The following is an 11,877-nucleotide window of genomic DNA, read 5'->3' on the forward strand; positions in this document are numbered from 1 at the left end:
GCCGCTTTAGGCGAGCCCGACCGCTCGGCGCCGCATGGAAGCATGGTCCGACCAAGTTGAAACGGACCATGCTAGCGCGTATTCCGCAAAAGTGGATACCGGTTTTGCGATCAGAATACGCGCAAATTTTTGATTGAACGTGTTTTCTTACGGCTAACCGGATTCCACTCAGCCGGAAAACGCTATAGGAAGCTACTGTCCGGTCGCCTTTCCTGCGGCGAAGCGCATACCGGTTCGCGTGAAGACTACCCGTCCAGACAACAATCCAGCGAGTTCCACTCCTGATTCAATCAGAAGCGAAATGCTCTCTGGCATTCAGCGCGTCGGAACCGGTTTTTCACCGCGGTAGTCGTAAAAACCGCGCTGACTCTTGCGTCCCAGCCAACCGGCCTCGACATATTTCACCAGTAGCGGACAGGGCCGGTATTTGGAGTCCGCGAGCCCTTCGTGCAGCACCTGCATGATCGACAGGCAGGTGTCGAGCCCGATGAAATCGGCGAGTTCAAGCGGCCCCATCGGGTGATGCGCGCCGAGCCGCATGGCGGCATCGATGGCCTCGACGTTCCCCACACCTTCGTACAGGGTGTAGATGGCCTCGTTGATCATCGGCAGCAGAATGCGGTTGACGATGAAAGCAGGAAAATCCTCGGAAACGGCAATCTGCTTGCCGAGCTTGGCGACAAATTCCTTGGCCGCATCGAAGGTCGCATCACCGGTCGCGATGCCCCGGATGAGTTCGACCAACTCCATCAGCGGCACCGGATTCATGAAATGAATGCCGATGAACTTTTCCGGCCGATCGGTCGACGCGGCCAGCCGCGTGATCGAGATCGATGACGTGTTGGACGCGACGATGGCCTCGGGCTTGAGCACCGCGCACAGATTATGAAAAATCTTGCGCTTCACGTCCTCTTTCTCGACGGCGGTTTCGATCACCAGATCGCAATCAGCCAACCCTTCGAGATTCTCGGTTTGCGAAATCCGTGCAAGCGCTTTTTCGCGATCATCATCGGTAATGATCTTCTTCGTGACCTGGCGGGACAGGTTCGCGTTGATCGTCGCCAGCGCCGCGTTGAGTTGATCGGCGGAAATATCGTTGAGCACGACGTCGAACCCCGCGAGGGCGGCCACATGCGCAATGCCGTTGCCCATCTGGCCAGAGCCGATCACGCCGACTTTCCTGATCATTGCCGCCATCTCGTCATCTCACCGGTCCCGAGCCGCGCAGATCGCGGCGTACCCCATTCTTGCACAACCACCGGCAGGAGTCCGTTGCGCCGACAGCACTCCCCCGGATCATCGTCAGCGGTCCAGCTTTCCAAGCTCTTCCGTGAGTTCAGGAACCGCCTCATACAGGTCCGCCACCAGACCGTAATCCGCGACCTGGAAAATAGGCGCATCCGCGTCCTTGTTGATCGCCACGATCACCCTGGAATCCTTCATTCCGGCGAGATGCTGGATCGCGCCGGAAATGCCGACGGCGATGTAAAGGTCCGGCGCCACTACCTTGCCCGTCTGCCCGACCTGCCAGTCATTCGGCGCGAAACCCGCGTCCACCGCGGCTCGCGACGCACCGACGCCGGCGCCGAGCTTATCCGCCAGCGGCTCGATATATTTGGTGAAGTTCGCGCTGCTTCGCATGCCGCGGCCCCCGGAGACGATGATCCTCGCCGAAGCCAATTCCGGACGGTTATTCCTGGCGACCCGCTCACCGACGAAACGCGACAGCCCCGGATCGGCCACCGCGGCGACGGTCTCCACCGGGGCACCGCCACTCTCACCGGTCGCGGCAAAGGCCGAAGTCCGCACCGTGATGACCTTCCTGGCATCCCTGGACCTGACCGTCTGGATCGCATTGCCCGCGTAAATCGGCCGTTCAAAGGTATCGGGCGCGACCACCTTGATGATTTCCGAGATCTGCATCACGTCGAGCAGCGCGGCAACGCGCGGCATCACATTCTTGAAACGCGAGGTTGCCGGCGCAACCAACGCCTCGTAACCCGACGCGAGCGAGCGGATCAGCGCGGCGAGCGGCTCGGCGAGATCGTGGGCATAGGCCGGGTCATCCGCGAGCAGCACTTTGGCGACGCCTTCCAGTTTCGCCGCGCTCTCGGCCGCGCCCCTGGCATTCTCACCCGCGACCAGCACCTCGACCGGCGAGCCGAGCTGAATGGCGGCGGTCAGCGCCTTGCTCGTCACATCCTTGAGAGAGGCGTTGTCATGTTCGGCAATCAGCAGCGTGGTCATCAGATTACCCCGGCCTCGTTCCTGAGCCTGGACACCAGCTCGGCGACATCCTTGACCTTGACGCCCGCCTTGCGGCCCGGAGGTTCAGTGGTTCTGAGGATTTCGAGCCGAGGCGCGATATCAACGCCATACTGGTGGGCGGCCCTCACCACGATCGGCTTCTTTTTCGCCTTCATGATGTTCGGAAGACTGGCATAGCGCGGCTCATTGAGCCGCAGGTCCGTCGTCACGATCGCCGGCTTTTTCAACCTGACCGTCTGCAATCCGCCATCCACTTCGCGCGTCACATTGAAATGGGCGTCATCGACCTCGATCTTTGACGCAAAGGTTGCCTGCGACCATCCGAGCAGCCCCGCCAGCATCTGGCCGGTCTGGTTTGAATCGTCATCAATGGCCTGCTTGCCGAGAATGATGAGCCCGGGGCCCTCCTCTTCGACGACCGCCTTGAGGAGCTTGGCGACCGCCAACGGCTCGACCGGGGTTTCGGACTTGATGAGGATCCCTCGGTCGGCGCCCATGGAAAGACCGGTGCGGATCGTTTCCGCGGCTTCAGCGGGACCGATCGACACCAGCACGACTTCGGTGGCCTTGCCGGCCTCCTGAAGGCGCAGGGCTTCCTCGACCGCGATCTCGTCGAACGGATTCATCGACATCTTGACGTTGGCAAGCTCGACGCCCGATCCGTCGCCCTTGAGGCGAATCTTCACATTGAAATCGACAACCCGCTTGACCGGCACCAGAATCTTCATCGACCCCTCTCGAACCGAGCGTTGGTTGGATCAACCGCGAGTGTGAACTTCGGCGCGGAACCTAAAGGTCCCGTTTCCGGTGGTCAACGCGGGAAGGCCAAAAAACGCGGTCCACAACCGTCCCTCGCGCATCCAGGAAGCCACCGCCTCGCGATCATCTGTTTTGACCGGGCACCCAGAGCACATCGCCCCCGCCCCCGGCGTTCATAAAGCGGCTGGCGACGAACAGAAAATCGGACAGCCGGTTCATGTATCTCACGGCGGCTTCGCTGACCGGCTCGCCGGGCCGCGCGGCAAGTTCCACCATCATGCGTTCTGCGCGACGGCAGATCGTTCGGGCCAGATGGAGATGCGCCGCGGCGGGCGTCCCTCCCGGCAGCACGAATGATGTCAGATCAGGGAGCCCCGCATTGAGGCTGTCGATCTCATTCTCCAGGCGCGCGACCTGGCTGGTCAGCACGCGAAGCCGTTCGGCCTTGCCCTCGCGCTGGGGTACCGCAAGGTCAGCGCCGAGATCGAACAGATCATTCTGAATGCGCCCCAACATTCCATCAAGATCGGGCGCGGCGGAAAGATGCAGCCGGACCACGCCGAGCGCGGCATTGGTCTCATCAACGGTCCCGTAGGCGCCGACGCGGAGGTCGTATTTCGGACGCCGCTCACCGGTGCCGAGCGCGGTCGTGCCGTCGTCACCGGTGCGCGTGTAGATTCGGTTGAGAACGACCATCGATCCTCCGACGCCAGGCCATCAATCCGTCACTGCCCCAGCATCCAGATCGTAACCATCGCGATGATGATCGCAACGAACTGCAGGAAAACCCGCCATCGCATGAGCTTCTGCGATAGGTTGGGACTACCGCCGCGCATCATGTTGACCAGACCCATCATCAGGACGGTAGCGACCGAGGCTACCGCGACGGGAACCAAAATCATGCTCAGAAATACTGTCATGGTGGATACATATCACCGCAACCACGGCGGCGCCATTGCCGGCAACGAGATTCAGCCCCGCGCGTTGATCTGGGCTTTTGTGTATTGATATCAGATAGTAACGGCGCCGATAAGGCACCACTTGACGTTGCCGGAGTGGAAACGTGAGACAGATCCGATACCTCTATACGATCGGAACGGACGCCCTCTACACGTTTCTTGCCGATGACGGCTGGGCGATCGCCAGCCATATCGCGCTATCGGCGCTGATGGCGCTATTCCCGTTTCTGATCGTCCTGACGGCTTTGGCCGGCTTCTTCGGATCCAAGGAACTCGCCGATCAGGCGGCGGACCTGATGCTGCAAATTTGGCCGGATCAGGTCGCCAGTACGTTGTCGCGAGAAATCCATGACGTGCTGACGACATCGCGCGGCGATGCGCTCACAGTCGGTCTCGTGCTCGCGGTCTACTTCGCGTCGAACGGTGTCGAAAGCCTGCGTGTCGCCCTGAACCGCGCCTATGCGGTGATCGAACCGCGTCGCTGGTACTGGCTGCGACTGGAATCGATCGGATATACGCTGGTTGCCGCGGTGACGACGCTGGCGATGGCGTTCCTGATCGTGCTCGGCCCGTTGATCATCGCCGCCGCGAGACGCCACGTCCCGCTGATCGTCGAATCGAATGAAAGCCTGCTCAACATCGCCCGCTACGGCATCACCATCCTCGCGATGTTCACCGCGCTCGTGATCCTGCACGCGTGGCTACCGGCGGGCCGGCGATCCTTCGTGCAGATCATTCCCGGCATCATCTTCACCATGCTGGCCTCGCTGATATCGGGCGTCGGCTTCGGCCTTTATCTTGCACGCTTCGCCAACAATTACGTCACGATGTATGCCGGCCTCGCATCGGTCATCATCGCGCTGGTGTTCCTCTATTTCATCGCCGCGATCTTCGTTTTCGGCGGCGAACTCAACGCGGCGATCATCAAGTCGCGATTGCCGCGCGGTGTTTCGCTTCAAGCAGCGCAGTCGCTAGAGCCCGGGGAGAAACAGGCTTGACCAGAAACGCATCGCCGCCGGCTGCGCGCGATGCCGCCTCATCCTCGCTCCTGCCGGACACGCCGATAATCGCAACGCGCCCCACCGGCGCCCCGAGCGCACGGATCCGCCCGATCGCCTCGATGCCGGTAATTCCAGGCAGCACCATATCCATCAGCACCGCATCGAATCCTCCCTGCGCGATACGCTGGACGGCATCCTCGCCCCGTCCGACGAACTCCGCCTGATGGCCGAGTTCGGTAAGGATCGTGTTGAGCACGACGCGCCCGAACGGATTATCTTCAACGCTGAGAATCCGGAGCGCACCCGAAACATCCGACGGTCTGTGGAGATCGTCGCCGGATTCGATCGCTGCCGGTCCCTCGGCTGGCGTCAGCAGAACGGTGAACGTGAACGTGGTGCCGCCGTCCCGCCGCTGCGTCGCCGTGACATCTCCCCCCATCGCGCGCGCCAGTTGCTTCACCGAGGAGAGCCCGAGACCGGCGCCGCCGAAGCGCGATGCGATCGAGACATTGGCCTGCGAATACGGCCGGAACAGCCGCCTGATCTCGGCGAGCGACAGGCCGATCCCGCTATCGGAGACCACGAAGGTCACGCCTGTTTTTCCTCCTGACGGTCGCGACGCCGTAACCTTGAGGACGACGTCACCCTGCTCGGTGAACTTGACCGCATTGTCGATGAGATTCTCCAGCGCCGCACGCAGGCGGACGGGATCGCCGGTCACGAACGCGGGCAACCCGTCTGAAATTTCAACAGTGGAGCGCAGGCCCTTGGCGGTTGCGCGGCCGGCCAATGAATCGCCGGCGTTGCGAGCCAGCGCTCGCAGATCGAAGAAATCCTGCCGTCCGCCCGGCGCCGAACGGCGGCTTCGCGCCGCATCGACGAACAGCGTCGCCAGGCTGGCGAGATGATCGGCGCCGGCCTTGATGGTCTCGACCCAGCGCCGCTCGCGCTCGCCGAGATCGGAGGTGGCGAGCAGATCACTGACGGCGAGAATTCCGGTGAGCGGCGTCCGCACCTCGTGCGCAAACGCGGCGAGTGCGTCCTCGACGACGCCGGATGTTGATTGCGAACGCGGCCGCCCCGCCTTCGCAGGCTTCGCCGACGTCTTCGGAACATGCTTCTTCGCCGGTCGCCCTTTAGGCTTCCGCGGCTTGCGCAACCCGCGCGATGTCGGCGCCATGATCTTGCTTTCCCCACCCCACGCCAGCATGCCACGGCTCGAACGCGCGAGTCACGTCGTGGATGGGTTTGCATGCGAAGATGCTTTACGGCGCACCAACGCAGCGCGCGTTGCGACAGTTTCAAGGCAGGCCGACGAGACTGCGAAGCTCCGCGGTTGTCATTCCTCCGCTCCGCAACTTCCGCAACCCGATCGCTCCTGATGATTTGGACAGCTTCTTGCCATCGCCATCGCATATCAGATCGTGGTGGTGGTAAACTGGCTGAGGCAGGTGCAGGATTTCTTGCAGCAGCCGGTGCACGGCGGTCGACCTGAACAGGTCCTGCCCGCGCGTCACTTCGGTCACCTCCTGGAGCGCATCGTCGATCACCACCGACAAATGGTAGCTGGTCGGGATATCCTTGCGGGCGAGAATGACGTCACCCCAGACTTCCGGACGGGCGAGAATTTCGCCGGTCTCCCCGTCCGGGCCGGAGCCTCGCTCGATCCAGGTAAGATCGCCTGCGAGCCGGCGCGCCGCCTCCATATCCAGACGCAGCGCGAAGGGCGCGCCGGACCGCAGCCGCCGTTCGCGTTCGGTGGCCGCAAGCGATTTCGCCGCGCCCGGATAAAGCGGAGCGCCGTCGGGGTCACGGGGCCAGGCTCCATCCCTCTCCCGCGCCTTCACCAGGGCCGCGATCTCGGCGCGGCTCTCGAAACTCGGATAAAGCAATCCCAACGCGGCCAGCCGGTCGAGCGCCGCGCGATAGTCGGCAAGGTGCTCCGACTGGCGCCGCACCGGCGTCTCCCATGAAACGCCAAGCCAGGCGAGGTCTTCATAGATCGCCGCTTCGAATTCGGGACGGCACCGGGTTGCATCAATATCCTCGATCCGCAGCAGGCACCGGCCCTCGCTCCGCCGGGCGGAATCAAAGTTCATGAGCGCCGAAAAGGCGTGGCCGAGATGCAGAAAGCCGTTCGGTGACGGCGCGAAACGGAAAACGGGTGGCGGCATTGATCCTTGCTTGCATAATCGGCCGTGACGGCTGAAGTCCTAACGAATGACGCACCGCCTGGAAACCCAATCCGATCTCGACGACGCGGTCGGCGCGCTGGTGAAGCGGGATGCACGCCTGAAACCCATCCTCGCGCGCACCGGCCTTCCCGCCCTGCGCCGGCGCGAGCCGGGTTTCGAAGGTCTCGCCGCCATCGTCTGCGGCCAGCAATTGTCCACCGCAAGCGCCGGCGCGATCTGGGGACGGCTCAGCGCCGCCTTCACGCCGTTCCATCACGATGCGATCCGCAAGGCGCGCGACGACCGGCTCGCCCGGCTGGGATTATCGGCGGCGAAGATCACCACGCTGAAGCTTCTCGCGCGCGAGATCTCGGCGAGCCGGCTCAACCTGGATGTGCTTGCCGAGGAGGATGCCGACGCCGCCCATGCAACGCTGGTCCGGCATCGGGGCATCGGACCGTGGACCGCCGACGTTTATCTGCTGTTCTGCCTTGGCCATGGCGACGCCTGGCCCGCAGGCGACGTGGCGCTTCAGGAGGCGATCAGGGCCGGATTCGGGCTGACGACCCGGCCCACGCCGAAACAGATGATGCCGCTGGCGGAGCCGTGGCGACCGCTGCGGGGCGCAGCGGCGCATCTTTGGTGGGCATACTACCGGGTCATCAAACGCAGAGAAGGTATCGTGCCTCAAGCGAAATAGACGGATACACACGCGGCCTCGGGCAAAGCGTGAGGCCGTGCCGGGTCCACGATTGGAACTTATCGATTGTATGACGATTATAACGCTGGGCTGTGGGACCAAGCACCGCGAAATGTCGAAAAATCACAAGAACGACAAGAGCCTTTTCGATAGCGAGCATCGCGTTCTTGTTCAGGGGGTTATCGACTACGCGATCTTCATGCTTGATCCCACGGGCACCATCATCAACTGGAACGCAGGTGCTGAACGGATCAAGGGATATCGACCCGACGAAATCATCGGCGAGCATTTCTCGCGTTTTTACACCGATCCGGACCGCGCAGCCGGGCGACCCGCCCGGGCCCTGAAAATCGCGAGCACGACCGGCCGATACGACGAAGAGGGCTGGCGGGTTCGCAAGGACGGCTCCTTTTTCTGGGCCAGCGTCGTGATCGACGCCATTCGCGACGACTTCGGAAACCTCATCGGCTTTGCCAAGGTCACGCGGGACATCACGGAGCGCCGTGAGGCCCAGCAGAAGCTCGAGCGCGTGCAACGGCAGCTTGCGGAATCGCAAAAGATGGACGCGCTCGGCCAGCTTACAGGCGGAGTCGCACACGACTTCAACAATCTGCTGATGATCGTCAGCGGCAATATCCAGACCTTGAAAAAAATTGTCGAGGACGATCCGAAAGCACTGCGGGCGGTTCACGCCATCGAGACGGCGACGAAACGCGGAGCCACGCTCACCAAGCAACTGCTGACGTTCTCCCGCCGGCAAAGCCTCAATCCCTTGCCAACCGATATCTCCCAACGCATCCGTTCGATCGCAGAGGTTCTTCAGAGCGGCCTCGGCAATGCGATCACTCTGCATATCGACACCGCCGACGACTTGTGGCCGGTCACGATCGATGCAACCGAATTCGAGACGGCGCTGCTTAACCTGGTCATCAATGCGCGCGACGCCATGAGCGATGGCGGGCAGGTTATCGTGAAGGCGCAGAACACGACCAATAAGGACGAAGCCGAAGAATGCCATGTCGCCATTTCAGTCGAGGATACCGGTGACGGTATTCCAAAGGATGTTCTTGCAAAGGTGTTCGACCCATTCTTCACGACGAAACCCGCCGGAAAAGGAACGGGGCTCGGATTATCACAGGTGCATGGCTTCGCGCATCAAGCCGGCGGGCATGTCGCAATCGAGAGCGAGCTCGGACGGGGCACCACGGTCACGCTCTACCTTCCGCGCACTGAAATGCTTTGCGTGGAGAACAACGGATCGAGCCGCCGCGGCGCCAAGGGTGGCACCGTCCTGCTCGTCGAAGATAATCCGGATGTCGCCGAGGCGAGTGCGGGATTGCTTGAACAGCTGGGCTATCGCGTACGGATTTCCAGCAATGCAGAGGCTGCTTTGTTGGAAATCGAGCGCAACGCAATCGACCTGGTCTTCACCGACATCGTCATGCCGGGAAAAATGGATGGTCTCGGTCTGGCGAAAATGCTCCGCGCGACGCATCCGCAACTGCCGGTGTTGCTGGCCACCGGCTATAGCGAAACGCTTGCCGGGCACCCGCTGGACTTTCACGTTCTGCGCAAACCCTACGCGATTCATGAATTGAGCCAGGCGCTCGCCAAGCTGTCTCCACAGCTGGCGACTCCGTAACCGCAGTCAATCGAGTTTGGCCGCGAGCAAGACCCTCAATCTAATCTCGGGCGCAGTCCCCCATGCCTCACTTGCGAGCGTGGCCCACCCGAAAAGCAGGGCTTGCGCTCTTCACAATCCCGTCACGCTGCCTGTAGTATGTCGTCGTAGGCCGCCTCGGCGGCGATGCGGCCGAATATGGAACCGGGGGGTGCTCCGCAAAGTGCTGGTTTTGCGGTCAGAGTTCATTCAGGCATAATATTAGATGCATTTTCCGAGGCGAACCGGCGTATGACTTTGCCAGGAAAGTGCTCTGGAGGCGCTATTTGAACGCGCATGTCTCACAGGGCGGCTGGCCGGTGCTGGTCCTGAACGCAGACTTCCGGCCGCTGAGTTACTATCCGCTGTCTCTTTGGTCGTGGCAGGACGCGATCAAGGCAGTGTTCCTTGATCGCGTCAATATTGTCGAACGCTACGATCGCGCGGTGCGTAGCCCATCGTTCGAAATCCAGCTTCCGAGCGTGGTGTCGTTAAAATCCTTCGTGAAGCCGTCGACCCACCCCGCCTTCACCCGCTTTAACGTATTCCTGCGCGACAGGTTCATGTGCCAGTATTGCACGGCCGTCGAGGACCTCACCTTCGACCACATCATTCCACGCAGCAAGGGCGGTCAAACCACCTGGGAGAACGTCGTCGCGGCCTGCTCGCCCTGCAATCTGCGCAAGGGCAGCCTGACGCCGCAACAGGCCGGGATGTTTCCACGCCAGGCACCGTTCGCGCCGACCGTGCATCAGTTGCACCGGAACGGCAGGTTGTTCCCGCCGAACTATCTGCACGAGAGCTGGTTGGACTATCTCTATTGGGACACCGAACTCGATCCCTAAAGCGAGAAGGGAAAAAGCATGGCGTGGTTTTCCGCCAGCATCCCGCTTCTCAGAGCCGCTCTGTTTCAACCTCGGATCTATTTCGGTTCCAGATCATCGCGATCCGGCCGCACCTACGCCCTGCCCTTTCACGGACGACGCCAGGCGCATAAGCTCGTTGCTCGTATCGGCTGATTGCTACAATCTCCTGATACGGCCGTTAGAGCGTTTTCGAGCGAAGCATGTCCTCGAGCTTGAGCCCTAAGGATGGATAACCTGTTCGCGTGAAGAAAACGCGTCAAAACAAAAATCTAGAGCTTCGCTTCTGATTCAATCAGAAGCGATAATACTCCAGAGCATGATCCCGACCCGAAGGGCCGCGCCAGCGCAAAGTGGAAACCGGTTTTCGGAGAAGGTCATGCTCAAATAAAAAGATAAGCAACTGGTCTGATTCAACGCGGTTCAATCGGATTCAACGCGGTTGAAAACTGACTCTAGCATACGCACCGCTACGGAGTACCCCCATGGCCTCATTGACACAATGGAAGGTGCCAAGCTCCGCCCAGCCGCGCCCGGAGGACTACCATTTCGATCTGGACCGCGCGCTGTCCGCCGTCGTCGGACTGCATTCCTTTGTTCCGCCCGATGCCCTTACGGCGGACACCCTCGGCACCGAGCGCGCCGGGAACGGCGTCGTAATCGACGACGGCCTTGTTCTCACGATTGGCTACGTCGTCACCGAAGCGGAAACCGTATGGCTGCATCTCGCGGACGGCCGCGTGGTTCAGGCGGACACAGTTGGCATCGATCGGGAAAGCGGCTTCGGCCTGGTGCAGGCGCTCGGTGATCTCGATCTCGAGCCGCTGCCGCTGGGTTCGTCGGCCGCGGCGAGAGTCAACGACCCGGTCGTGGTCGCCGGAGTCGGCGGACGCTCCCGTTCGCTCGCCGGCCAGATCATATCAAGGGAGGAATTCGCAGGCTACTGGGAGTACCTCATCGATCAAGCCATCTTCACCCGCCCCGCGCACCCCAACTGGGGCGGCACCGGCCTGATCTCGGCTTCCGGCGATCTGATCGGGATCGGCTCGCTGCAACTCGAACGGGAGGAAGCCGGCCGCAGCGAACATCTCAACATGAACGTGCCGATCGATCTGCTGAAGCCCGTCCTCGACGACCTGCGGAAGTTCGGACAGGTCAACAGGCCCGCCCGTCCCTGGCTCGGGATCTACGTCGCCGAGATCGAAAACAGGGTGACCGCCGTCGGCATCGTACCGAAAGGACCGGCAGATCGCGCCGAACTGCGCGCCGGCGACGCGATCCTCGCGCTGAAGGGAGAAAAAGTAACGGACGCGGCCCAGCTCTATCGGAAATTGTGGGCGCTGGGCCCCGCGGGCGTCGACGTGCCGCTGACGCTTCATCGCGAGGGCGACACGTTCGACGTGGTGGTGACATCCACCGACCGCCACCGGATGCTGAAGAAGCCGAGACTCCACTGAGCACAACGTGGCTTTTAGAGCGTTTTCAAGCGAAGT

General features: G+C 61.8%; 12 protein-coding genes. 5 read left to right on the forward strand and 7 right to left on the reverse strand.

Going from position 1 to position 11,877, the window contains the following annotated elements; genetic code table 11:
• Positions 1-315 precede the first annotated feature (315 nt).
• The 5 genes from NWI01_RS16730 to NWI01_RS16750 form a co-directional block, all read right to left on the reverse strand.
• Positions 316-1,197, reverse strand: coding sequence for a 3-hydroxybutyryl-CoA dehydrogenase (locus NWI01_RS16730; protein WP_141385097.1), 882 nt, complete (start codon positions 1,195-1,197; stop codon positions 316-318).
• Positions 1,198-1,302: 105 nt separating this feature from the next.
• Complete coding sequence (locus NWI01_RS16735; protein WP_141385098.1) at positions 1,303-2,247, reverse strand: electron transfer flavoprotein subunit alpha/FixB family protein; 945 nt, start codon at positions 2,245-2,247, stop codon at positions 1,303-1,305.
• Entirely contained in the window at positions 2,247-2,996 is a 750-nt protein-coding gene (locus tag NWI01_RS16740; RefSeq protein ID WP_141385099.1) for an electron transfer flavoprotein subunit beta/FixA family protein, read from the reverse strand. The genes NWI01_RS16735 and NWI01_RS16740 overlap by 1 nt, the downstream gene beginning before the upstream one ends.
• A gap of 154 nt (positions 2,997-3,150) precedes the next feature.
• Positions 3,151-3,723: a cob(I)yrinic acid a,c-diamide adenosyltransferase gene (locus NWI01_RS16745; protein WP_141385101.1), complete on the reverse strand. Its 573-nt coding sequence runs from the start codon at positions 3,721-3,723 to the stop codon at positions 3,151-3,153.
• Between the two features lie 29 nt (positions 3,724-3,752).
• Positions 3,753-3,947 carry a twin transmembrane helix small protein gene (locus NWI01_RS16750; RefSeq protein ID WP_141385103.1) on the reverse strand — a complete coding sequence of 65 codons (195 nt, stop codon included), beginning with the start codon at positions 3,945-3,947 and terminating at the stop codon, positions 3,753-3,755.
• Between the two features lie 143 nt (positions 3,948-4,090).
• On the opposite strand from NWI01_RS16750, the gene NWI01_RS16755 reads away from it, so the two are divergent.
• Positions 4,091-4,984: a YihY/virulence factor BrkB family protein gene (locus NWI01_RS16755; protein ID WP_141385104.1), complete on the forward strand. Its 894-nt coding sequence runs from the start codon at positions 4,091-4,093 to the stop codon at positions 4,982-4,984.
• Here the strand turns inward: NWI01_RS16755 and NWI01_RS16760 are convergent.
• Together NWI01_RS16760 and gluQRS are read right to left on the reverse strand one after the other, a co-directional pair.
• A complete protein-coding gene (locus NWI01_RS16760; RefSeq protein WP_141385106.1) occupies positions 4,911-6,167 on the reverse strand; it encodes an ATP-binding protein in 1,257 nt (418 codons plus the stop codon). The two genes, NWI01_RS16755 and NWI01_RS16760, sit on opposite strands and share 74 nt — an antisense overlap.
• 121 nt (positions 6,168-6,288) lie before the next feature.
• Complete coding sequence (gluQRS, locus tag NWI01_RS16765) at positions 6,289-7,161, reverse strand: tRNA glutamyl-Q(34) synthetase GluQRS (protein WP_141385108.1); 873 nt, start codon at positions 7,159-7,161, stop codon at positions 6,289-6,291.
• A gap of 46 nt (positions 7,162-7,207) precedes the next feature.
• Here gluQRS and NWI01_RS16770 point away from each other — a divergent pair, with 46 nt between their 5' ends.
• The 4 genes from NWI01_RS16770 (at position 7,208) to NWI01_RS16785 (ending at position 11,841) form a co-directional block, all read left to right on the forward strand.
• Positions 7,208-7,861 (forward strand): DNA-3-methyladenine glycosylase family protein, encoded by a 654-nt coding sequence (locus tag NWI01_RS16770; protein WP_141385110.1) that lies wholly within the window; start codon positions 7,208-7,210, stop codon positions 7,859-7,861.
• A gap of 112 nt (positions 7,862-7,973) precedes the next feature.
• Positions 7,974-9,503: an ATP-binding protein gene (locus NWI01_RS16775; RefSeq protein WP_181410552.1), complete on the forward strand. Its 1,530-nt coding sequence runs from the start codon at positions 7,974-7,976 to the stop codon at positions 9,501-9,503.
• A gap of 305 nt (positions 9,504-9,808) precedes the next feature.
• Positions 9,809-10,366, forward strand: coding sequence for an HNH endonuclease (locus NWI01_RS16780; RefSeq protein WP_141385114.1), 558 nt, complete (start codon positions 9,809-9,811; stop codon positions 10,364-10,366).
• A 503-nt stretch (positions 10,367-10,869) separates the two neighbouring features.
• Complete coding sequence (locus NWI01_RS16785; RefSeq protein ID WP_141385115.1) at positions 10,870-11,841, forward strand: S1C family serine protease; 972 nt, start codon at positions 10,870-10,872, stop codon at positions 11,839-11,841.
• The last annotated feature ends 36 nt before the right edge of the window (positions 11,842-11,877 follow it).

The sequence above is a fragment of the Nitrobacter winogradskyi genome, from assembly GCF_006539545.1.
GTDB lineage: Bacteria > Pseudomonadota > Alphaproteobacteria > Rhizobiales > Xanthobacteraceae > Nitrobacter > Nitrobacter winogradskyi_A.